Annotated in this window: 15 protein-coding genes and 1 pseudogene; 4 read left to right on the forward strand and 12 right to left on the reverse strand. The window is 40.8% G+C overall.

From position 1 onward, the window contains the following. Both AC1TO9_RS19750 and AC1TO9_RS19755 read right to left on the reverse strand, forming a co-directional pair. On the reverse strand, positions 1-4,001 hold a 4,001-nt coding region (locus AC1TO9_RS19750), incomplete at its 3' end, for a polymorphic toxin-type HINT domain-containing protein (protein ID WP_482060261.1). Between the two features lie 15 nt (positions 4,002-4,016). After that, on the reverse strand, positions 4,017-6,563 hold the full coding sequence (locus AC1TO9_RS19755) for an RHS repeat domain-containing protein (protein WP_482060262.1): 2,547 nt from the start codon (positions 6,561-6,563) through the stop codon (positions 4,017-4,019). A gap of 490 nt (positions 6,564-7,053) precedes the next feature. Between AC1TO9_RS19755 and AC1TO9_RS19760 the strand changes: the two genes are divergently transcribed. Further along, positions 7,054-8,319 carry an MFS transporter gene (locus tag AC1TO9_RS19760; protein WP_482060263.1) on the forward strand — a complete coding sequence of 422 codons (1,266 nt, stop codon included), beginning with the start codon at positions 7,054-7,056 and terminating at the stop codon, positions 8,317-8,319. Between the two features lie 111 nt (positions 8,320-8,430). Here the strand turns inward: AC1TO9_RS19760 and AC1TO9_RS19765 are convergent, their stop codons facing one another. Both AC1TO9_RS19765 and AC1TO9_RS19770 read right to left on the reverse strand, forming a co-directional pair. Continuing rightward, complete coding sequence (locus AC1TO9_RS19765) at positions 8,431-9,351, reverse strand: aldo/keto reductase (RefSeq protein WP_482056963.1); 921 nt, start codon at positions 9,349-9,351, stop codon at positions 8,431-8,433. A 126-nt stretch (positions 9,352-9,477) separates the two neighbouring features. Continuing rightward, complete coding sequence (locus tag AC1TO9_RS19770; RefSeq protein WP_482060264.1) at positions 9,478-9,999, reverse strand: hypothetical protein; 522 nt, start codon at positions 9,997-9,999, stop codon at positions 9,478-9,480. A 291-nt stretch (positions 10,000-10,290) separates the two neighbouring features. Between AC1TO9_RS19770 and AC1TO9_RS19775 the strand changes: the two genes are divergently transcribed. Genes AC1TO9_RS19775 through AC1TO9_RS19785 form a run of 3 tightly spaced genes read left to right on the forward strand, consistent with a single transcriptional unit; the run spans position 10,291 to position 14,120 of the window. After that, positions 10,291-11,310: an ABC transporter substrate-binding protein gene (locus tag AC1TO9_RS19775; RefSeq protein ID WP_482056965.1), complete on the forward strand. Its 1,020-nt coding sequence runs from the start codon at positions 10,291-10,293 to the stop codon at positions 11,308-11,310. Positions 11,311-11,328: 18 nt separating this feature from the next. After that, complete coding sequence (locus AC1TO9_RS19780) at positions 11,329-13,071, forward strand: ABC transporter permease (RefSeq protein ID WP_482060265.1); 1,743 nt, start codon at positions 11,329-11,331, stop codon at positions 13,069-13,071. Then, positions 13,068-14,120, forward strand: a complete 1,053-nt coding sequence (locus AC1TO9_RS19785; RefSeq protein ID WP_482060266.1) for an ABC transporter ATP-binding protein — start codon at positions 13,068-13,070, stop codon at positions 14,118-14,120. The genes AC1TO9_RS19780 and AC1TO9_RS19785 overlap by 4 nt, the downstream gene beginning before the upstream one ends. A gap of 65 nt (positions 14,121-14,185) precedes the next feature. Here the strand turns inward: AC1TO9_RS19785 and msrB are convergent, their stop codons facing one another. The 8 genes and pseudogenes from msrB to AC1TO9_RS19825 form a co-directional block, all read right to left on the reverse strand. Further along, positions 14,186-15,301 (reverse strand): peptide-methionine (R)-S-oxide reductase MsrB, encoded by a 1,116-nt coding sequence (msrB, locus tag AC1TO9_RS19790; RefSeq protein ID WP_482060267.1) that lies wholly within the window; start codon positions 15,299-15,301, stop codon positions 14,186-14,188. A gap of 31 nt (positions 15,302-15,332) precedes the next feature. Beyond that, a complete protein-coding gene (locus AC1TO9_RS19795; protein ID WP_482060268.1) occupies positions 15,333-15,884 on the reverse strand; it encodes a TlpA family protein disulfide reductase in 552 nt (183 codons plus the stop codon). A 53-nt stretch (positions 15,885-15,937) separates the two neighbouring features. Then, complete coding sequence (locus AC1TO9_RS19800; RefSeq protein ID WP_482056971.1) at positions 15,938-16,654, reverse strand: cytochrome c biogenesis CcdA family protein; 717 nt, start codon at positions 16,652-16,654, stop codon at positions 15,938-15,940. Positions 16,655-16,805: 151 nt separating this feature from the next. Further along, entirely contained in the window at positions 16,806-17,444 is a 639-nt protein-coding gene (locus AC1TO9_RS19805; protein WP_482056972.1) for a spore coat protein, read from the reverse strand. A 128-nt stretch (positions 17,445-17,572) separates the two neighbouring features. Further along, positions 17,573-17,698 (reverse strand): annotated as a pseudogene (locus AC1TO9_RS19810) (radical SAM protein); the annotation flags it as partial. A 165-nt stretch (positions 17,699-17,863) separates the two neighbouring features. After that, positions 17,864-18,052: a DUF3934 family protein gene (locus AC1TO9_RS19815; RefSeq protein WP_482056973.1), complete on the reverse strand. Its 189-nt coding sequence runs from the start codon at positions 18,050-18,052 to the stop codon at positions 17,864-17,866. A gap of 151 nt (positions 18,053-18,203) precedes the next feature. Further along, positions 18,204-18,473, reverse strand: coding sequence for a NifU N-terminal domain-containing protein (locus AC1TO9_RS19820; RefSeq protein WP_482056974.1), 270 nt, complete (start codon positions 18,471-18,473; stop codon positions 18,204-18,206). A 186-nt stretch (positions 18,474-18,659) separates the two neighbouring features. After that, on the reverse strand, positions 18,660-25,889 hold the full coding sequence (locus AC1TO9_RS19825; RefSeq protein ID WP_482060269.1) for a pullulanase: 7,230 nt from the start codon (positions 25,887-25,889) through the stop codon (positions 18,660-18,662). Between the last annotated feature and the right edge of the window lie 34 nt (positions 25,890-25,923).

Raw genomic sequence — 25,923 nt, forward strand, 5'->3', positions numbered from 1 at the left:
CTATCCCAATATTCTCCGGAGTAGCGGAATACGTTCGGAACATCTTCTTCCTCATCTATCGGGTTACCCCAGATGTCATAGCTGTAGGTGTTCAGTTCATTACCTGCGCTATCGATTAATCCGATAACATCGCCATGTCCATTAAACTGGTAATACTCCATACCACCCGTCTTGCTCTGACGAGCCCAGAGACGTCCGTCCAGATCATAGATATAGAAGTAGGTCATTTGTGCTATGTTACCCGCTTCGACCTTTGCTTCTGCTAAGAGCTTACCTTGCTCATCATAATAGTAGCGAACGCGTTCACCTTTGGTTACACGTTCATACAACGAGCCATCTCCGTTATAGCTGTAAGTGACATCAATGGCTTCCCCTCCTTCACCTTCGCCCTTAACGCCAGTCAAGCGATCCAATGAATCAAAGATATATTCGGCATTCTTCATCCCGGATATTTGGCCGCCTGCCACATTCAGACGATTGCCTTGATCATCGTAGGTGAAAGTTTTATCCTTGCCTTCACTTTGTTCACTCTCGATTCTGCTTAGGGAATCATAGGTGAACTGATCCGCATTCCCGTTCTGAGTACGATTTATAATATTCTTGTTGTTATCATATTCATAGGAGAATTGCTGGGATGAAGCACCTCCACCAATGTTCACACCTGTTAAATCGTATCCATCGTAACTAAAGGTAGTATTCGCACTACTTGAAGACACTTGACGTTTCAATAAGCTGTTCGCTTCATATTCAAATGTCATTTGTTGCGATGCAGCCCCCGCAAAGGTGCTGATTCCTCCTGCTGTACCACTCGAGATAGCCATCTCCGCTAAGCGGTTCATCTCATCTAGCGTACCCTGTATTTGAATCGCTTCCCCCGTACTACTCGTAAACTTGTAGCCTGTACGATCTTGTGTGTTGTACGTATACCCAATTTGAGCTCCGTCCGGATAACGCAAGGTCTGCAAAGATCCGTCTGTCGGACTGTACGTATACTTCGTCTCCCCTTGTGCATCGATCATACTTGTACGCCGACCTACCGTATCGTAGGTGTAGGCTATCATTTCGCTAGCGGTTTTGATCTCTGTTAATAGATTATCATCATTATACTTGTATTCCGCCGTCTGACCTGCATAATTAACATATTTAATGATATTCCCTCGTGCATCGTAATAATAGGATGCTACTTGGTACTCTTGATTAATCTGACGTGTTAGCCTACCCAGTTCATCGTATTGTTTATTGATGGTGGTCTGATCTGGAAGTTTAATACTCGTTAAATTACCTGCCTGACTAAATGTATATCCTGTCGTACGTTGCTCTGGATCGGTCACCTTACTCAATCTACCTAGAACATCATACGTAGATTGAGTAATTTGTCCGTTACCATCCTGGCTGCTGAGAATATGACCATCTAGATCATATGTCAATTTCGTTAGAGGTATGAAATTGCCGTTATTGTTCTCTTCTAGAAGCGTGACCTGTCCTAATACATCGGATGTTTCGCGCTGTTTATTGCCATTTGCATCTGTATAGGTGGTCGTAAGATGAGCCCAATCATAATCCACTGTATCTTCTGTTAGATCTGCATAAATCGTACGTTGTAATCGATTGAATGCATCATATGCGAATAAGGTGGAGTTTTGTTCTGCGTCGATTAACTGCTCTAAATTGCCTTCTTTATTGTAGAAATATTGATATACTGAGTTGTCCTGAACTGCTTGTGTCATGAGACCTAAAGGATTAAATGTATTCGTTGTAACCAATCCGTCAGGAGCTGTACTGGTTACTGAATAAAGTTCATCATCATATTGCACGGATTGATTCGTGCCGTCACTGTATGAGATCTGTTTCATTCGACCTATTGGATCATACGAATATCCTGTCACTTTGCCAGATTCATCAGTCATGGATTGTAAATCACCCGTTGCCGTATACGAATACAGCTTGGATAAGGTACTCAATGTATTATCCACAGATCTGACTGCCAGAGATTCTTTCGTCAATAAATGCCGACCATAAGGTGATTCATAAAATTGTGTGCTTACAATATTGTTGGTCGTATCTTTAATCGTCGTTACCTTTGGATTACCATAAGCATCATACTGAATATCCGTCTGGGCAAGCAATTTACCACCTATCGTATTTTCCCTAATAGCGAACTGAGTTGTGCTACCCTGATTGTTATATTGATACGTTTCAACACGTGACTGCCCCTCTTTCAATTTGGTAGTAACGGTTGTTGGCAATGACCAGAAATAAGGTTCTGTCGAGTTCTTGTAATCAACGACAGTCTCTTGTCCGGTGTTCAGACTTTGCTTCAGTATCATCCCCTTGTCATCGTACTCGTACAGGGAAGTCAGAACTTCTGAGTTCTGTCCATTCTGTGCATAATTCTCATTGATTTGAATGGGTAGATTCATTCCAACTCTTGCATCATCGTAGATATACGTTTGTTTATATTCACTCGTATCCCCTTGTGATTGCAACTGGCTCAATTGAATCGTTTCGGGATGAGCTGCTCCATCATTGATGTGATGGAATTGGTACTTATCCTTAGCATTCCCTGATTGAATCGTCGTTTCTGAGTTAAATGAACCCTCAGGATGAAGAATGTCTTCATTCGTATAGGTAAATTTCACTTCATTAAAAATTTCAGTGCTTTGGACGGTTGAGAATATATCTTTGCGGCTTGATACTTTATAAATTTCCCTAGTTGCATAATCACCTATCTTCTTCATATGTGCCGTATACTTTAGCTCAGTCAATCCGGAATAAGGACTCAATATTCCGTACAGTACAGCCTGATGCTCAACACCCTGAGATGCTGCATTCCCCACATGATCTGCTATGAAATTAAATGCGGATTCTCTAGCGGTATAGAAATAGATCGTGTTCAGACCCATGGCATCTGTTACAGAGGACAATGTCTGATAATCACCTTCTGCGCCTAACTGATATACCATTTTACGTTCTGTACCCTTTTGGGATACAATAACTTGTTCATTCGAATAAGTGAAATTCAGCTCATTTCCATCACTGTTACGAATATTGGATATAACTGTGCCCCCATCTTGATGATCCGTATAATGAAACTCTACACGGTTGTTGTAGTCATCTTGCATTAATAGTAAATGACCCGTGGAATCGAAATAATAATGAAGGTCATTCAGGGCAGATAATTTAAATTGACTCCCTCTTCCATCAATAGTTATCGTGCTATCATTAGAGAGGTTTATATCTTTCCAAGGATATCCTTCGAGAGCAAGCGATTCTGAGAGCTTATACGTACCTATTCCGGGATAATAAACATATTTCCCTTCATTTCTGATCTGGATTGATGGAAGATCCCACCTCCATCCCCTGCCTAGACCGGTGTCTCGTTCTTCCTGACGTATTCCTGCTTCATTTATATAGCTTCCATTACTCGATTTAACACCGATATCATTGTTGGCCATACTTGTCTCGTAGACGCGATTCAAACGATAAGTAATCGCTCCTGGCAATTCGAAATCCGTGTCATAGATTCCCACATCTCCCGTAGATGTTGACACAACCTCCGAACCATAAGAAACGGCATAATCGGATGAGGCTTGATGAAGCGGTATCCGAGTTAATGCCTTTTGGTCATAATCACCCAAGGCGGTAACTTGATCTTCCGTCATGTTATTTCGCGCCTGGAGATGAAGTGCATTCACGTCAGGCTGAATCACCTGAATTGCGTTCTCGCTCCCCAACATACTCTCAGACTTTTTCTTATTATTTCCTGTCTCTCTAAGTGTTGTATCTATCTGATATAACGAATTACCTTTCGCTAGTTGTTCCACCAGCCAAGATTCTTCCATTTTATAATCTTTAAGGAGACTAGATAGCGTGATGAATTCGTGTTCTGTCGTCTCGTGAGTCAATGTCTGAGGTTCTATCTTTGCACCATATACAATCGATTCAACTCCACTTAGTAGTACAACGAAGCAGAGTAATATACTGAACAGTTTCTTAAACATAGATACACCTTCCCTCTATTGAAATGGATAGATCTTCTTCTTCTTTGATTTTAGATTGCCATTCGCATCATAGGTATAGATCAACATGTCTCCAGTGGGGTAGATCATCTTGTTTAATTTGCCAGATGGGCTATATTCATAATCTAAAGTAGGCTTTAGAATCAGAACTGCAGCAACAATATATAAGTCCAATGGGATATCTGAATGATCACTCAACTTAATATAATAAGTTTGTCCTGCTTGCATTTCTACTTCAATAACAACATAATCTGATCCATATAATTGTTTCACATCTGCACTGCTGACCAGAAGAGTTTGAAGTTTGGGATCTGTGTAAACAGAAATAACGGCAGATCCAGATAAGCCATCTTTTTTAGTGGCAATACGATATGGACCTGTCTGAGTCGCTTTTAGAAGATAGTAACCATTGTTACCAACCTCTTTAGAAACTTTGGTTGGATTATTCTCCATTAATTTCTCAAATACAATATCAACCGGATCAGTCTCCATAAAATGTCTGAATGGTGCTCCAATAATAACAGGATCGGATGATGTCACTTTCACAGTAATTTCAGCACCTGCAGGAACATCATATTCAATATCTGTTTGGCTTCCTTCTTTATACAGCGTTCCGTCAGCATGAATGATTTTATAATCGAAATAGCGATTCGCACCTAGCACTGCATTCGTAACCAATTGATCTTTCCTAGAACTGATATTTATGAAAGCAGTTGACTCTTGACTTGATAACGTCCTTTTAATAAATGCAGGATCGATTTGAGGCTCGCCAGTCATTTGTTTAGCATAGCGAAATGTTACAGGTTGAACAGAAGTAACCGTAACAATAAGTGTATCACCCGATGAGATCGATATATCCCCCTGATGATTCAACTTAGCCTTTGATGTATCCCCATCAGAATCATAGACAACATAGTCATACTCAGCATTGTTGCTACTGGTAGCATCACTCACAACGGTGAGAGTCTTTGAAGTATCATTCTTAATCATATAAGAGTCATTGTAGTTTAAAGTTACATTTAACAGATTAGGGTTATTATCCGAAGTTGATACGAAAGATGTATATACAACAATAAAGGTAATCGGATTCATATCATCATTCGTAACATGGGCAGAGTATTCACCCGGAATAAGAATATACGTATGCTTATTCACTCCCTGCAGATATATAGTTCCATCTGCCCTGATCTTGACATAAGAATAACCGTTTCCTCCTGTGGTACTCTTTACAACATCTATCCTTCTCTGATTTTCCGTAATATTATTGAATTGATAAGATTCTCCTTGGTTCAAAGTTACACGAAGCATAGCTGGATGAGAGAATGGTTCAGTAGTAACTGGATCTGTGTATCGGAAAGTAATAGTCCCACCAGACTGCCCCGTTACAATCGCATAACCATATGCAGGAATGGTCACTATATTACTTTTATAGTTATAACCGCTTCCTTTCACTATGCCTTCTGCATCGTATTTCGCATAGTCAAATGTTCCATTTATAGTTGTTGCATCATTTTGTATGGTGATACTTTTCGATCCATTATTTCGGAATATATAAGATTCCCCTGATTGGACCTGTTGCTTCGTAAATGCTTCTCCTTCTTTGCCGTTCCACGAAAAGAGTCGATAAGGTACACCGAATGTCACCGGGAGATCTGATACCGCTGTAACAACGATTCGTATTCCAGGGAATACATAAGGCTCGGTATAGGTGTTAGAGCTTTTTCTTCTTTCCGTTCCATCCGCATTATATTGAACATAATCAAATCTATTATTTGTTGTGGCATCGGAATCAATGTATCTTTGAGTCTCGCTTATATTCGTGAATTCAGAGCTCTCACCTTTATGAAGTGTAACTCTATAATGTGAAGGCTCATCACTCTCTTCTCCGCTAAAGTCATCCGTATAACTAAACGTTATAGCAGTTGGAGAAGCAACAGTCATATAAGCATACCCGCTCGATGGGATACTTGGAGTATTCGTACTGTTGAATCCTCTTGTTGAGTAACTACCATCAGATTTATATACCGTGTAATCAAACGTACCTTTCACTAATCTTGCATCATGGTATACAAGATTTGCCGCGGAACCATTATTGGTGAACAAATACGTTTCTCCTGGCATCAACGTAACCCGACTAAACGCCTCATCAGTCACTGCCCTGCCGACAAAGGTACGATACAATGCGCCCACTCTGACAGGAGTATCTGTAATTAATGTCATGACAACACGTCTGCCAGTAGCTACACTTGGTTTATTACTCGTATTCTTCCCATTTGATGACTCCGTGCCATCGGGGAGATATATGACGTAATCAAATTTGTCCTTTGTTGTCCCATCTGTTTCAATCGAATCGGTAGATGTTCCAATATTAGTGAATTCATAACTTTCCCCTTGGTGTAACGTGCCAGATTCATATGCCGGTTCATCGGTTTCGTTCCCCGTAAATTCATTATAGGGAACTCCGATGGTTACTGGTGAATCAGAAGCGCCCGTAATGATCAACTCTTCATTTGGAATTAGTGTAGGATGGGCCTTTGAATTCATAGCTGAACTTGGTCCAATATAATGATCTTTTCACAAAAAAAAGCCGATCTATAGATCGACTTCTTACAATACGTTTTACGATTTTATTTATATGATTTTTCACACAAGTTTGATCCCATGCGTGATTCGTACAACCTTTTAGACGATTTTTCACACAAAGTTCCACCTCTTTTTAAAACCACATCATTAGATATCAATATTGCGGATATTCGGTCGAATATGCTCTATTTGTTTTAATATGTTCAAGACCATACCTCCATTTAACAAAAATTTAAATAAGGGCTAAGCTTCGCTTACCCCCAAATATATAAATTCATATATATTGAAAAAAACTAACCACTAAAGTTAGCCCTTCATATTTCAGTAGACATATTCTCACGTAACAGTAAGCACTCAAAATATTATCCTTGTTCCCCTTTTCAAATAGACTGCAATACCTTATTCTAAAATAGTAAAAAAACTAGATAGAACATTATTAGGAGTGTATTAAATGTCAGATGTACATGCGGCACACGCGGCACCTGCAAGCGGTAATTTATTCAAGAATAGATTCTACCAAACTATACTTATCTCAAACTTATTTCTACAGATCGGGATATGGGTCAGAAATTTTGCTATTCTCATGTTTGTCACTGATCAGACGAACAACGATCCTATGGCCATTTCCCTTATCTCAGTAGTCGAATTTGCCCCCATATTTGTCTTCTCCTTTATTGGAGGTGCGTTCGCTGACCGTTGGAGACCGAAACGAACGATGATATGGTGTGATTTCCTTTCCGCTGCATCGATACTTGCCGTTCTGTTTGCGTTACTATACGGTTCATGGGAAACAATCTATTTGGCCACCTTCGTTTCCGCCATATTATCGCAATTCTCTCAGCCCTCGGTCATGAAGCTATTCAAACAACATGTTCATCCTGAACAGCTACAGCAAGGTATGGCATTATTCCAATCTCTTGTCGCCATCTTTATGATCATGGGGCCTGCACTCGGCATATTCTCATATCACCAATTCGGTATTAACATCTCCATAGCCGTTATGGGCGTAGCTTTCTTATTGTCTGCTGTCGTACTCTTCCGTCTACCACCCGATATAGTGGAAGATAATCAGAAAGAGAAGAGCCTGAATTTACGTAAAGAACTCGCTGATGGGTTCCGTTATGTATGGAGGAGTCCTGTGTTAAAGGTACTCGCGGGTGCATTTGCTATTGCCGGATTCTCCGTTGGTATTATTCAGACTCTAGGTCTATTCATAGTAACAGAGCGGCTCGGTCAACCGAAAGAATTTCTACAGTTTCTTATGATGGTTAACGGTGCCGCTATGCTCGTTGGTGGTGCTCTCATTATGACCCTTGCCAAAAAAGTCTCACCCCAAGTTCTATTAGCATTCGGTATGAGCGTTAGCGCCCTATGTATTGCCGGTATGGGATTATCCACAAGCATCCCACTAACGTTAACTTTACAATTTATCAATGGACTGACCATGCCATGTATTCAAATCGGCATCAACACCTTAATACTACAGTGGACAGAACAATCCTATGTGGGGCGTGTGAACGGTGTGCTTAGCCCTATGTTCATGGGGATGATGGTCATCATGATGACATTAGCAGGCGTCATCAAGAAGAACTTCCCACTCGTTGAAATTTACTGTGTATCCGGTCTGATCATGCTAGTGGGTGCGATCATCCTTATTCCAATATTCAAGAATAAACCTGCGCCTTCCGTAGTTGCGGGAGCACCTGAAACAACATAATCACACAAGAAGCAAAGGGGCGTCCCCAAAGCCATAAAAATGGCTTAGGACGCCCCTTTGTACTATGACATTACAAATGATTCATACAGTAGTTAGTCTAATCAGGTCTGGCTAGTTCTTCCAAGCACTTGGATGATCATCTTGTACCAGATCAAGCGAAGCGGCACGGGCGTTAGCTTCCACCTGCTCCACACTCTTACATCCTGGAATAACACAACTGACAGCAGGATGCTTCAAGCACCAAGCCAACGCCCAACTCGCCATATCGACGCCTTCAGGTAATTCTGACTGCGCAATCTCCTGAACGAGACGTAGCTTTGCATCAATCTCATCACGTTGATGACCTTGTCTTACTCTGTCATCGAACACGACACCTGGCTTATACTTCCCGCTCAGATACCCACTTGCAAGTGGTACTCTAGCAAGAACACCCAGATCCTGTTCCAGACATGAAGGAAATACCTGCTCCTCAGGCTTCTGATCCAACCGGTTATATACGACTTGAATCGCTTTAGCGTTTATTTCAGTCGCTTTTGCTGTTTGGTACAAGTTATCATTACTTCCAATAGAAATACCTAGATTACGGATTTTACCGGCTTGTACCTGTTTGTCCAACAGTGTCCACAGATCATCATTATCGAATACATCATCCGAACCGGAATGGAATTGATAGAGATCCAAATAATCCGTCTGAAGCGCCTTCAGAGAATCGTCTAATTGTCGACGAACTTCATCCACACTCCAAGCGTTCTCCCATTGATCTTCCCAGTGGTGTCCGAATTTCGATGCGATTACCCAATCCTGACGCGATTGCCTCGATAGATAATCCCCTATAAATTTCTCAGACATATGATGCGGTCCATAACATTCAGCTGTATCAATCAAGTTAATGCCTACCTCTTTGGCATGATTAAGAATGTCATCTACCTCTGATTGCGTGAAATCCTTGCCCCAATCTCCGCCAAATTGCCATGTCCCTATACCGACTACTGAAACTTTTAAATCAGTTTTCCCTAAACGTCTGTATTTCATAATCTCACCTCATATGTTATTGGTATGTGTACATCCTACTATTTCGAATGCTCAGGAGCAATAGTTCATTCGGACAATTTCCGGGTAACTATTCCCCCTTAAATCCCCCTAAATGAACAAGTTATCTCAATCTCTTGAAGGCTTAAACCCTTCCTCCCACAAGTACTCCTTTGCCTCTTGCAGCGTTCCAAACACCATTTCAATGCTCGGACCTGTGTAGATATACCAAAGATCTTCATCCCGAGTGAGCGAGAGTAGTTCCTCATCACTGTTCATCCATATTTCAGTATCGTAAAAGCCACGTTCATCATTAGCTTTCTCATTTACATTCTCAAGGGTACTGCCATTTCCTGAATGAGTCCCCTCTTCACCTAAAGAGAGAGAATGTATTGAAGCTTCAACAAGCAGCTTTAACTCGTCCGCATTAAATTCTCGGATATTTACAAACCCTCTCTCATCAAGGTCATATCCCTCTAAAAGACCTGCAAATACGAAGCCATTACCATTTGGATGTAGATGTAGAGCTACTGTTTTTTTATCAATCTGGCTCTCCTCATAATGAAAGTTCACTCGTCCAAGCGAGACATTCTTACGTTGTAATTCTGGGAAAGATTCTAGAATCTGTAGTTTCTGTTCAAAAGATAGCATGTGACCTCCAGTGTACGTTTTTATAGTGTATGTGATTATATCATAATCATTGATTCCAAACTAATTATAGTGAATCACATTTTCACTATCAACTTTTTGTCATCACCATTTAACACTCCCTTAATTCTAGTAAAACAAAACCCCTTTACAATTGTATTGTACCGGAACAAATGTAAACAAATTTAGTGACGTACATTTGAGGTGATGCCTTTGGGGCCCTGTTAATCTTCCTGACACATCCCAGTGGTATACTTTGTAAATCCAAATTAAACATTAGAGGAGCAATTGAATATGTTAAAGAAAAGTTCGTTTTTTGCCATAATGGCATCTATGTTGATATTTACGGGATGTAGCTCAGAGACACAAGGTTCTACTAATACTTCATCCACTTCAATCTCTGGTAAGCTCTCCTTCTATACTTCTCAACCAGAAGAAGATGCTACTCAATTAGTCCAAGCCTTCAATGTTAAATATCCAGATGTCCATGTTGAAACTTTCCGCTCTGGTACTGAAGAAGTAGCAGCAAAGATTCAAGCAGAGAAACAAGCCGGACAAGTTCAAGCAGATGTTCTTCTCCTCGCCGATTCAGTCACTTTCGAAAGTCTGAAAAGCCAAGACCTACTAATGTCCTATAAATCAGCTGAGAGAGATCAAATTGCGGATGAACTAATGGACGCTGACGGAATGTATACTGGAACAAAGGTCATCGCTACTATTCTCGCTGTGAATACAGATAAAGTATCTACTCAACCAACTTCTTGGCAAGTTCTGACCTCTGGTGAGGCTAAAGATGCTGCAATTATGCCCAGTCCGTTATATTCTGGCGCAGCGGCTTATAACATTGGTATATTCTCACGTACCGATAGCTTCGGTTGGGAGTTCTTAGGGAAATTAAAAACCAATAATATGTCAGTCATCAAAGGAAACGGAGCCGTCCTCAAAGCCGTAGCCAGTGGCGAGAAGAGTTATGGCATGGTCGTTGACTATATGGTAGCACGTGAGAAAGCTAAGGGATCAGCTATCGAGCTAATCTATCCAGCAGAAGGAGTTCCCATCATTACGGAACCAATCGGCATTATCAACAATACAGATCATATCGAAGCAGCTAAGGTATTTGTCGATTTCGTCTTATCCAAGGATGGACAGGAACTTGCCGCTGAAATTGGATACACTCCGATTCGTGACGGTATTACACCACCCGAAGGATTGAAGGGTATATCCGATCTCACCCTATTGTCTGGAGATATCGCCACTCTGACAAACGAACGTGAAGCGGACAAGAAACAGTTTACGGAGTTATTCGGAAACTAACGAGCGGAGCGATTACTTATGGATGACTTAACTACCTACGATATCCAACAACCACTGAACAAGGAGAGGCTGAAACCCAGCCTCTCCTTGTTAATCAAAAAGTCAGTAATACTTCTAGGTATCCTAGCCACACTATTCTTCTTCGTACTCCCCATCGCCAAGCTTCTCCATTTAAGCATTGGGGCGGAAACAGGATTTAGTCTCGATCACTACACTGAATTATTGAAACAAAATCGCTTTTGGAATACATTGCAGAATACATTTATAATCGTGATTGCATCTACACTATTATCTTTAGTACTTGGTATTGTGGCTGCTTGGGTCATGGCTTACACCAATATAAAATATAAAAAAATACTACATCTACTCATCCTACTATCTTTTGTTCTTCCATCGTATGTACTTACATTATCCTGGTCCTCTTTTATGGGCTCTCAGGGATTAATGGCTTCATTTCTACACCTATTCCATTCAGGGGCCCAGCCATGGAGTATGTATAGCATGGGTGGAATCATTTTCGTCATGGGTATTCACCACTTCCCATTGGTCTATTTATTTACCGTAAATGTATTAAAAAGAATTCCACGTGATCTAGAATGGGCAGCCAAGGCTAGTGGTGCTGGTCGGATCAAAAATTTTATAAAGATCACATTTCCACTTGCTTTACCTGGACTGACAGCAGGCGGACTGCTCGTATTTCTTGCTTCACTTGATAACTTTGGTATTCCCTCCTTTTTGGGAACACCTGTAAACATCAGTGTACTTAGTACATTGATTTATGAAGAAATTATTAGCTTCGGTCCCTCCGCCTTTGCACGCGGGGCATCTTTATCTGTCATATTAAGTATTATCGCTATCTTCGGAACATTGCTTCAATGGCTCTCTGTCCGCAAGAGTAAATCTGATGATACTGCTCGATTGGATAATCAGCCTCGTTATGATTTAGGTAAACATCGATTATGGTTAAGTCTACTTATTTGGATCAGCCTTATCTTCATTACTATCGTACCGTTATTCTCAATGATTTCACTCTCGTTAAAGAGGGCCTATGGTCGTCCATTGAACATGACAAATCTGACATTTGAGAACTACAAATATATACTTTTCAACAATCCAAAAATCTGGCAATCTATTCAAAATAGCCTACTACTTGCACTAGGCACACTCATCGTCTGTTTAGTTATCGGTTCATTGTTCGCTTATGTCCGTGTACGCAAACCATCAAAGCTAATAAAAGCTACTGAGCTGGCCATTTCAATTCCTTATACGCTTCCCGGAATCGTATTTGCATTATCTATGATTCTTGTCTGGATGGAGCCTATTCCTGGATGGAACCCTGGGATCTATGGAACGACTACGATCCTCTTCATTGCTTACGTCTGCCGTTTCCTTATCTTACAGATTAGAGCAGGTGTCACAGCATTTATGCAAGTTGACGCTTCTATGGAAGAAGCAGCTAGGATATCAGGAGCTAGTCCCTGGCGGAAATGGGTATTCATTCTGCTACCTCTATTGCTCCCAGGTCTTCTTAGCGGAGCCATTCTAGTCTTCCTAACCGCATTAACTGAGCTAACGGTATCGGCACTTTTATACTCTTCACGGTCGCAGACGATTGGTGTTGCTATTTTCAGCTTTGAACAGGCTGGGGATACACTCCATTCGACGGCGTTATCCAGCTTAATCGTCTTTCTAATTTTCATTGGAGCAGGTTTATTACATCTTGTACAAAAAATATTTTCCCATAAAGGAGTAAGCGAATGAGTATTGAACTAAAAGAGGTTAGTAAGACGTTCGGTAATTATAGTGCGTTGAAATCAATCAACTTAAATATCGCGGATGGAGAATTCGTAGCTATCTTAGGTCCCTCTGGCTGTGGAAAGACTACTTTACTTCGAATGTTAGCAGGATTTGAGCAACCCTCCGCAGGTGAAATTGTTATGAATGGCTCGGTTGTAGCTACGTCCCGATCAAGTATCCCTCCTGAGAAAAGAAGGATTGGGATGGTCTTTCAAAGCTTCGCACTTTGGCCGCATATGAATATTTCAGAACATGTTCGTTTTCCAATTCGTAATCATAAAGAGACACCTAAGGCTATCCGTGAGAATGAAGAGGTACGCATCTCAGACGTTCTTGATTTAGTCGGCTTGTCCCATCTATCCCAACGCATGCCTCATGAACTATCAGGTGGCCAGAAACAGCGTGTTGCTATTGCTCGCGCTATTGCATCCCAGCCTTCGCTTCTACTTATGGATGAACCTCTAAGTAGTCTTGACGCTATGCTTCGCATGAACATGCGTCGTGAAATCCAATCCATACATAGGGAGACTGGCTCTGCGATCGTATATGTTACGCATGATCAAAGCGAAGCTTTAGCTATGGCAGATCGAATTGTAGTGATGAATAACGGTCAAATTGAGCAAGTGGGGACTCCTCAAGAAATTTACTTGAAGCCGGAAACTGATTTTGTCGCACAATTTGTATCGAAGGCAAACCTTATTCGGGGGCGTTGGGATCACGAATATTTCAATCCTGATGGTGCAGATTCCATTGTACAGTGGCCTGGAAATGAAGTAGCCGGTTATTTCAAAACAAATGGGCTTTATCCTGTTAGACCCGATCAATTCCAACTTGGACCTGAACAAAATGAGGGTCTATCTGGTGAAATAGTGAATGTACAGTTTCAGGGTAAAGAATTCTATTATGATATCCAATCCACTGGACAGCAGTGGGAAGTGATCTCTCCCTTACCTTTTAAATTAAATGATAAAGTATCCATCAATATACCCTTAACTGAGCATCATTATGTATGAACATTGGAGGGATCATCATAACAAATACAAGGAGTATGATCTTTTTTTATGCGAAGGAATTCCTGTTATTCTACTGCTATACTAACATAACCGTATCCTTCCTTTTCCATGTCTGCAAGAGGGATGAAGTTAATCGAGGCGCTATTGATACAATATCTTTTGCCACCTTGGTCTTTCGGGCCATCATCAAATACATGACCTAGGTGAATATCACCCGCGCGGCTTCTTACTTCTGTACGGACCATATTGTATTGCGTATCTTCATCATACGTAACGACCTCAGGAATAATTGGCTTTGTGAAACTCGGCCATCCACAACCTGAGTCATATTTATCCTTGCTTGAGAAGAGCGGTTCTCCTGTCGCCACATCCACATATATACCTGGTTCATACTGATCCCAGTATTCGTTCGAGAAGGCATGCTCCGTATCTTGCAGCACCGCTACCTGATATTGTTCATCGGTTAGTTTGCTTTTAAGTACTTCATTACTCGGTTTGGGATACATCGCCGGATCTATTTCGATAACGACTTTTTCTTCCACTGGAATTTCCTGATCATCTAGTATACTTAGATCAATATGACAATACCCATTGGGATTCTTCACTAAATAATCCTGATGGTATTCCTCCGCTAGGTAATAATTCTCAAGTAGTAACACTTCGGTGACGATATTCTTATCGTATTTATCCTGTTCTTGCTTCACCACATCCATAATGATGAGCGCATCTGCCTCATCATTATAATAAATGCCTGTACGATATTGAACACCTCTATCATTCCCCTGCTTGTTCAAGCTCGTTGGATCAATCACCTTAAAGTATTTGGTTACTAGATCCGCTAGAGATACTCGCTCAGGATCATATTTCACCTCAACGGTTTCAGCAAATCCACGGTCTCCCGCAATCACATCATCATAGGTTGGATTCTCACCCGTTCCGTTGGCATAACCAGAAGTCACATCGCTAACCCCGTAGATGCGAGACATATACGCTTCCACTCCCCAGAAACAACCTCCCGCCAAAAAAATACTATGGAGTTCACTATTGGAATAATCTACTGTTTCATTAGGATTGCTAGAGGGTGATGTCGCACTAGCTCCACTTTTTATATTGTTAACAGATGAACACGCTGTGACTAGAAGTAATAACAACAATAAACCTAGATAGGATAACCGTCTCATCCTTGTTCCTCCCCACGTTTTAATACAAATATTAGTTCATTTCCTTAAAAGTACTGGTGATTTGTTCATTGGAATTATGACCTGGTGTAGTCTTGGCTAAAATACCATCAGATCCAATATAATAGGATGTCGGATATCCTCTCACACCGAATTTCTTCGCCCATATACCATCTTCATCTATTAATACCGTAATATCTTGGTCTGTTGTTTGTTTCTGGAACCACTTAGTGAAGTTTTCTGTCGATTGTTCTCCTTTGAAGTTCGGGCTAACCACACTAATTACTTTGAAATCATTATCCTGAGTAGATAATGTGTTCAGTTCGTCCAGCCCCGCTAAGCAAATAGAGCACCAAGAAGCCCAATACTTTACATATACCTTTTGTCCATCAAGATCTGCCAATGCAACCTTATTTCCTTGTAGATCCATAAGATCGAACATAGGAGCAAGCTTTCCCTCGTTCACAGTTGTTGAAGTATCATTACTTGTTTGACTTGATTGAGATCCATTTCCACAAGCCGTCATAAACACAACCATAGCGATTACGGTCATCATCAACGACCATTTTATGTTACTTATTTTCATTAGATTATCCTCCTTCATGCTTTCATGCTTCACGAAGTATCGTAAGCGTTATTTCAAATTGTGAACAAGGTAGTTATCATATTCAACTTATTCGTCATTAATAATAAGCCCATCAAGATCAGAATAATTCCAGAAACCACCTTTATTGTCCCCATGTACTTATATATACTCTTCAAACGTTGTAACAATATATCTGAGAAGATCGCAAGAATAAGAAAAGGAATCGCTAACCCTACTGTATATACCAACATTAACCATCCACCGAAAGTAGATGACCCTTCACTTGCAGCAATACTAAGGACGGCAGCCAGTACCGGACCAATACAAGGTGTCCAACCGAAACTGAAAGTAAATCCAAGCAGGTAAGCACCTACGATGCCTCTCTTTTTCGCAAACTCTAAGTTCAATTTCCTCTCTCTTTCCATAAAGAACAACTTGATGATTCCTGTCTGATAAATACCGAATAGCACTACAATAAACCCACAAATCACGATAAACCAAGAGCTATTAATAACACTTCCCAACGCACCTGCACCGAAACCCAACAATATGAATACCGTGGATATCCCCAGGATAAAGAAGATCGTCTTTACGATCAAAGGAGGCCTTAATCGCAACTTCCCCAATTTCATACTTGTCGACTGGCTTCCATCATCTGAACCACCGAGAAATGCTATATATACGGGTAATAGTGGTAAAATACAGGGTGAGAAAAAGGAGAATATTCCTGCAATAAAGACACTTCCGATATAGATATGTTCGCTTACCATAGTCATCACATCCTCTACCTTAGCTTACTTCAATTTTAAATTATTTAATACACAAAAACCTCTAATACAAATAAAGTATCAGAGGTTCTTCCATACTATGATTAGATGTTTGAGAAAACTTGCTCTTCTGCTTCTGGTTCAGCAAGTTTTATTATTGTAACGGCATGCGCGGGTGTCCTGTAGCTGGTGCGTACGCGTTCAACATTTGTTGTGCATCGGAATTATCCAATTGTGCTACTTGATAGTAACCGTGCTTATTCTGAAACAAGAAAACCTCATACGCCATTTCGATATAATTCTCGATTTGGGAAGCCAATACCCGGCGAAGCACAGGATTACTCGTCTCTAATGCAGTCATCGTCATATGAGAAGAGAGGGTTTTAAGGTTACCTATCATGAATCCACTAATCTGTGCTTCCTTGATTTCGTTGACAGATTGAACTGGCTTCTTCGGTTGGCTTGGTTTAAGCCCATAAATAATTTGATTCGCTGATTCTTGCATCATGTACTTAGCTGTATCTTGACTTGGTTTGCCGCCTGTCGAAAAGCATTCAGTTGTCAGGTTGTACTGGGAAAGAATAAAGTTGTATTGACGATCCATCATAGACAACAGCTCTTGATCCTGAACCATCGGTTTATACATCAACATTTGATCTAGAATACTGATCGTACATGATAATACTTCATGCATATCAAGAAGTTCAAGACCCCCACGATTGATGTTCTGATTCTGCATACCCATCGACTGATTATTTAAGTTATTTTGTTGATTCTGATTCTGATTATGCATTGTAAAACCTCCTTTATTGTTTTTAGAATGCTATACGAACTACAATAGGTTGAGTGTTTCAGCATAATTTTATACATGGCAAAATTGCGAACTCCCTTAAAGCTAGATTCCTCGTCATCTACAATCTATACAACGTCTGTCATCCTTGTGGAAACAACGCATTCGATACTTTGCCCATCAATTCGATTGTATGCGCAACAGTAATCACATCGAAAATTACAATTAGAGGTTACGCCGATCTCCAATCCTTCCAATGCATATGTAGTAGGTTTCTCTAGCTCAAGGGATTTATACGTCGCTTTGGCTGAAGTGGGGGTTCTGCCACTTCTTCATCATAGCAAAAACTCCTTGAAGAGATTTCATCTTCAAGGAGTTTTGTTATCCTAACCGTTAGTAATTCAAGTACAATCTATACTATTTTACTTTTCAGGTTCATTGTCGATCTTTTTTCGACCATTTAATTTTTCATTTTCCGCTTCTTTAGCAGCCGCACGAATCGCGCCATAATTTTTTTTAACTATTTTTGTTTTATCAGTCTTATTCCAGCGAGTCCAACCCTTACTGCCTGTTCCTCTGCCTGTCCCGCCCTTACCCTTAGCTTTACTCATATCATCACTCCAATATTACTATTATAACATTAAGAAAGACCCGACTTCTACACATTTGCGTAGAGTTGACGGGTCAACCTTATTATTAATCCACTATTGCTTTCAACTTTTAAGGTGAAATTCTCATGTTGCCCTTTAGTTGTCGCTCCGATCAGCCGTACACTACCTTGAATGCTTCATGTACTTGAGGTAGAATATCATCCCAATTCGCATCTGGTTCTTTACTAACCGTTACGAAATCTCTAATCCCAAATATATTATCTATACCTTCTATGCTGAGTAAAGCACTAGCTAAAGGATGATCTGTTTGAGCACCACTCTTCAGTGATACACTCCCAGTTCCTTCAAATATCGTCTCGCTCGCATTGATCTTCATTGAATTTGGATTAGGTGTTTCTTGAACATGAATTTGTATTGCCATGTGATCACTCCTTCTGCAGATCATTGTAACATGTAGGACCAAATCTTACTAATACTCAGTCCAACCATTCCAAACTGCACCTATAAATATATACCATATTTCTGTATATATACTATTTACGTAAAAGACAAGGACCTCTATAATCTCTCTTCTTACTTGGTAATTATAGAGGTCCTTGTCAGTGGTTTACTGCATTTTGTTAAATAAGTTCACAAGAGCTTGAGCACTTTCTGCACGGCTCGTTTCCACTTTCGGAACAAATTCACTCTTGCTTTGTCCGTTCATCAATCCAAGCGATGTAGCTGCTTGAACCTCTGCAACAGCCCATGAACTGATCTCTTGTTCATCCGTGAATGTAGACTCTAAACCATCCGATGTCATAGTTGCTGCATTTCTAAACTGATAAGCACGTAAGATCATCACAGCCATTTCTTCTCGCGTGATGCTTTCTTGTGGTGCGAATGTTATCTCACTCTTCCCTTTCACCAATCCATTATGGTATGCAATAGAAACTGCCGAAGCGTACCAAGCGCTGCTGTCAACGTCTTTGAAGGCGAAATTGCCTTCATCCGCCAAATTCAATGCCCGGACGAGCATCGTTGCGAACTGAGCACGAGTCAACTTTTCCGCTGGACTAAACGTACTATCGGTAGTTCCCTTCACCACATGCTTGGCAGCGAGTTCCTTAACAGCGGCTTCCGCCCAGTGACCTACCAAATCTGCAAACAATTTATTGTATTCTATTACTGCATACTTACCTAAATTATATACGTCTGCTTTAAGCTTGCCATCTTCCCAATAGGAGGCTACGTGCTCCATTTCCCCATTGTCCTTAATAAAATATACGCCCAACCGTTTTGTATCCGCAGAAGGATCAACATTGAAGACTAAAGTAGATGGCGTTACGAAACGTTCTACCTTTACTTCTTTGCCATCCTTCGTTTGGACACTCAGACTGAAATTGAACATCTTGCTTGCCAATTTCGATATGGAAGTCGAGCTATTCGATTTCCCAACAAGGGATTCGGCTAATGATTGTTCCACCCCATCCATCTTAAAGGAGATGACTGCACCTTCAGCTTGCCCAGATGGAATCAATAACTGAATAGCTTTCAGCAATGATGCTGGAAGTTCAATCGTGAAATCTCCTTGGTTGATTTCGATCGGCTTAGATCCCAGTATTTCCCCTGCTTTCAATGGAAGCAGAACCCCATTTTCTCTTGCATCAAGATTAATGGATACTTTTTCTTTACCGCTCTTCAACGTTGCTTCATTGATAATCCTTTGAGTAAGCTTATTGTTATTACTGCTGTTAGCGTTACTATTATTATTACTGCTGTCTGTTCTGTCCCCTTCTACAGGACCTTTATCAACTACTGGAATAGCTGCAAGAATAACAGTTCCGCCTTCATTTATACCTGGAAGGCTAAAACTTATCTTATTATCCTTCGTTACGTTGTAAACCTTACCACTATACTCATCTTTTACTTCGCTACCAGCTGCATACGGCACACTTAACGTAATGTCTTTACTTGTTTCTTTCGTATTAATGATCGTAACGATATTCTTACCGTCATATTGTTTACTAAATGCTAGATATCCTTCCTCATTAGAAGCAACAAGTGATGTCCGTGTTCCTTTGGAGAACACTTTGGAATACTTAGCTCGGATATTCAGCAACTTCTGGTAATGATCATGTAGAGGTTTTTCACTCTCTAACTGATCCCATGGCATATCTGCACGATTCTCGCTAAATTCTCCTTCACTCATGTCGATAGCATTCCTACCTGAACGTCCTAATTCTTCTCCATAGTATATGACTGGCTGTCCTTTGGATGTAATTTGTAGTGCTACTGCAGCCTTCAGCTTACCTTTGTTTCCACCAACGGCATCAGACGACAGGAAGCCGTCCTCATCGTGGCTACTCAGGAATTGCCCCATCGTTCTTGTATTATCCATCTGCGCTTCACGGCTAGCTAGGTACGCTTCAACCGATTCAATGTCCCCATTCACGAAATTCGCAGCATTCTCATTGAAGCTGAAATCAAGAAGACTGTCCATTTGGCCACTTTGGAGTGTACCACCATCACTATCAACGCTAGCCCCAAAGTATTCACCGATCAATTTGAAATTCGGATCAATCGTAGTTAATGCATTCTTGAACGCTTTCCATGTCGTGTCTTCCACATGTTTCACGGTGTCTACACGGAAATAATCTATCGTATCTCCACGATCTGTTCTAGCACGATCTAACCATCCAGCTTGCCAATCAATGATTTGCGCGCGAACGTCAGCGTCCTCTGTGATGAAATCAGGAAGTTGTGCTAATTCACCTTTTACTGGATCTTCATCTGCAGAGATTCCATCTGCTCTCAGCATACCAGCGAAACGATCTTTATCTTCTTGCGTAATCCCAGGTCTATTGTCGTCATCTTTCAAACCATACCCCACATGATTCAAGACTACGTCTACCATAATCTTAATTCCTTTATCATGGGCGGTATCGATTAGCTCTTTGAATGTTTCTAGATCGCCCAGATGTTCATCGATCTTTGTAAAGTCCTTAGCCCAATATCCATGATATCCATGTTGTTTACTGTTGAAATCAACGCCTTTGTTGAAATCGATGTTGTCAACGATCGGTGTAATCCACAACGTATTTATACCCAACTGCTGTAAGTAATCCAACTTATCAATAAGACCTCTGAAATCACCTCCGTGGTAGGCTTCAAGATGGCTAGTATCGACATCAAAGTTATTTGTTGTATCACCATCCTGAAAACGATCCGTCAGTGCGAAGTAAATGCGAGCTTCGTCCCAATCGAAATCATCTTTCCCAGCATACGTTCTCGCCTTGACCTGTACGGTCGTAGAATGAGTATGTTTGTTACCATATTGATCTACCAAAGTGACCAGAATATTCTTCGATCCAGCAGTAATGTAATCCTTCACTGCAATGGACTGTTCCAAGAGCTCCGTATCAAACTTCACCTTTGATGGTCCACCTAACTCAGTAAGATCGATATAACCTTCACGGTAGTTTATGAATTGATCTGATACAACACTCAATTTCAGTACCGCATTCTCGTTAGCTGTAATGACTAATGGATTAACAATCGATTTGATTGTCATCGCAGGTAATTGATACTCCACAATAGATTTCCCATTCATCGTATTGTGCGGATCTGTCACTTCACTAGCTGACCCATCCTTAGTCACTACGAAAGTATACTCATGTGTACCAATCCCTACATTATTTAACGTATAACTGAACCATTCTTTGGCTGGATCATAAGTCATGGCATATTCTGTACCGTCGACTTTAACTTTTACATCTGTAATAGAGCTCATTTGCCCGCTTTGGAAAAGAGCATCATCTCTGTACACAAACGTAATATGACCGTCATTTAGAATAGGGCCTCTAATACTTGGTAGTATATTTAGTTCTTTTTCGTTACTCGTTATTATTACTTTGGTAAACGATTCTCCAGGTGTCACCGAAATAAGACGATCATCTGGATAATCTTGTTTGGCAGTGTTCCAGTCTGTACCTTTACGTAGAACAAATCCAACACTCGTGGCTTGAGGCGCGATTTCAATCATCACAGTCGCCACACCGTTCTCTATCTTTTCAAAGTCAATCTGATCATTCTTCACGCCTGTGTTCCATACCCAAAGGTTCCAATCCATATAATCCTTATCTGGGCGAATATAATTGATTTGGACGTAACGCTTCGCTACTTGTGCAGTAACGTTAACCGTTACTTCTGACGTGATCCCGCCATAGGCAACTGTAATCGTTGCAGTTCCTTTAGAGACCGCCTTCACTAAGCCTTTGGCAGTCACAGTCGCCACCAGGTTATTGCTTGATGAATAAGTAGCCTTGCTCGTTACTCCTCTTTGGCTGCCATCATCGTACCTCGCATAAACGGCTGTTTGATTCGTTCTGCCTATTTCTAAAGAATAATTGGATTCTTTCACTTCTACCGAGCTTAATACCGATGCCGCAGCTTCCATCTTAATAATAACTGCTGATAAAGGTTCTAACGTGATCGAATTAGCCGTGAGTGAGAATCCCGATCTTGAGCTAACCTCTACAATCCCTGCTTCATCATTATCTACCACGACCATACCAGAGGTTAGATCTTCCGAAAGCGTAAGTGTCCTTGTTGTATTATCCGCATTTACAAACGCATAATAATGACCAGTTCCGTCTGTGGCTTTGTTCTTATAAGCGATTATGAGATCTTGTGGCTTTATCTCAGGTGCTTCAATCAAGGTGATATTAGAGTCTACTAGCATTTGTTCGCCTAATCTAAATGCATCTGTTGATTTTCTTAATGCCGTCAGGCCTGCTGTATATTCTCTTGTAGTGTTATTCACAGGGAAAGCTACCTCATCCGTTGCTTTCGTCCAGTCAAACATGTTGATAGCATCGGAAGAGTCATAGGAATCATGTACAAAATATCCAAATACATGACCTGTCTCATCTTCTAATTCATGATATTTATGCTCTGGCTCTCCTGCTTCTTTCCATTGTTTGGTACGTCCATATTCCTGTCCTGCATGGAGAAAGGCAGTCCCCTGAGACGTCAGCACTATCATATTTCCAAGTCGGATCCGCTTATGAATCTCTATATCATTTTCCTCTATTGCTGGATCCTTCTTAATAGACTGAGCAATAATATCATATAAAGGTAAGTTGTCATGCGCCTCAATATATTGCACGATGTCACCTGGATCGTCTTCAGCCGTATTACCCGGTTGTGCCTTAATATTATTGAAGATCACATTGATGTCACGTGCGCCGCCCGTAATAAATCTCGGATCACCTTCATTACCGAATCCTGATTTCAATTCATTTCTGATCTCATCAGAGAACACACCGACACTGTCGGTTTTGTCCATCCAGTCCTGGTCTGCCCCTTGACCTGCTAGTGAAGGATCTGCAGCGGCTCCGCCGAATGTTCTCCAACCTTCCCCAATAAATAAAGCATTCGGATTGATTGCCTCTGCTACATCATAAGCATTCTGCACAGAGTCATAGGTTGCATCACCCATCATATCCCAGCGCATGCCATCGATTTTGTATTCTTCGAACCAATATTTAACGGAATCCACCATTAATTTCTCGGACATTTTATGGTTTGTCGCTAGATTATTTCCAAATCCACCGATGTTATTACCATTAGCATCTTGAAATGAATAATAATTAGGAACGATATCATCCAAGAGACTTGCTTGAGCCATATGGGTATATACAACATCCAGTACTACACCCATACCAGCATCATGAATCGCATCAATCATATTCTTCAATTCCTTGATTCTGAGTTCCGGGTCTGCAGGGTTCTCAGAGTAAGCACCATCAGGCGAGAAATAGTTATGTGGGTCATATCCCCAGTTGTATTCATTGTCTTTCGTTGAATACTCAAGTTCTCTATTATTCATATTCATTTCATCCCCATAATACCAAGCCATGACAGGAAGTAATTGAACATGCGTTACGCCAAGAGATTTAATGTAATCAATTTTATTCTTAAAAGCATCGTAAGATCCCCATGTTGCACTGTTCAAATCATTCTCAATAGACGGGTCTGATGTAAAATCTCTTACATGGATCTCCCATATAATTGCATCTTCTCTTTGTTCGTATCCTTCAATATTGGCAAAGTCAAAACCTGCGGGGTTCGTTCCGCTTAAGTCCACGATAGCTGCTTTTCCTACAGCATCTCCATCAGAACCAACTTCACCTTTCGTATTCACTCTAAATGGAGCCATCGATTTGGCATAAGGATCAAGCACTTGTTTCACTATACCGTTATTGGTTACTTCATATTGGTAGAAATATCCTTTAAGATCCGTAACACCTAGATCCCCTGGAACAATTCTAACAGACCATACACCTTTATCCTCTTGGGATAAGTTCACACTTCTCACTAGCTGCGCAGCATTACCTTTGTCATATATATCCGCAACTACGGAACTCGCTTTCGGTGCCCAAAGTTTAAGCGTTACGCTCTTTGTATTCGCATGATATGTCGCTCCGAGGTCATCTCCCTCGTAATGATACATTTCGTCGAGCATTCTCCACCCAGTCGTAGCCGATAGGGTTCTTCCAGAGTATGTGACACTTAATGGAACATTCTCCAATGAGAACGGTGTTGTCACAACTTCAACCGTTGTTGCACTAATGATTTGGACTCTGTTGACCGTTACAACATCACCATTCTTGTCTGTAATGATCAGTCCATCTTTCAATACTCTCTCATCTAGACCTTCGGTCATCGTAAATCCTAACTGAATTTTACTTTCAGATAATACCTCAGCGGATGTAAGTCCGGTAGGTAAATTCCCGTTAGAAGAAACGTATACGTTGGGATCTCCTTGTTTGATCCATAATTGATTATATTTATCCAATAGATTAAAACTTCTATTGTCTTCTTTATCTGCATCACCTTCGGTGCGATTCACAACAAAAAACCCTATTTTCTTGGCATTCTTTTTGAGCGGAATATCAACATATACTCCAAATGGATCTATTTGATCAACTGGAAATGGGGTTGCATCTGATGCCCATACGGACGACGGTGTTGCTACATCATCCCAAATCCAAATTCCATAAGGACTATAGTTATTGTCTGCTCTTTGATAATGTATGCGAACCGTATTGGCCGGAATATCGTCACCTGGTGCGACGAATTCTGCCGATACACTATGATCTAATGCATTGTAATTGAATGTGACTAGAAGCTCTTCGGGAAGACTCAACTTCGCATTACTTCCGGGATACTCCTCTCCCCAGTCAGAACCAAGGACAATTTTATATTCATAGTCACCAGCGTAAACAATCTTCGTGACCGAATAAATATTATCGAAATCGTCATCATACATCTTGGCTTGTGCATCAGCGGGAGACCAATCTTTGGCATCGCCTATATCAATCTGTAAATTCCCAACCACACGAGGGAGCTTATCCGTTGCAATCGGAGTGTAGTAAGTAGAATCCGCGATTTTATTAGAATTATGGTTGTAGTAGAAAGTAATATTCGTTGCTTGAGTTAATGTAATGTTGATGTTTCCTCCAACATCAACCCCAGCTGGGTTAGTATAGTTGCCAAATCCATAACTGACAATCCAATCTCCATTAAGGGCAACTTTGTAATTATAAGTACCTGCAGGCAAAGCACCTGTAAACTGATAGTTTCCATTGCCCATATCGATCATTTCAGTTGCGGTAGCCGCAGGATCCCAATCCCCGCTTTGCCCTAATTCAGATTGTAAATCACCTACCAATACAACTTTAGTAGGGGCGTCTGCACTTGCTTGTAAAGGAAATAACCCCATGCTTGAAATAACAAGAATAAGTACCATAAAGATGGATAACATTTTCTTCATTCTGTGGACAGTTTTCACGTCAGCAACACTCCCTGATATAAATTTCAACAAA

Source organism: Paenibacillus sp. Y916, from assembly GCF_056786435.1.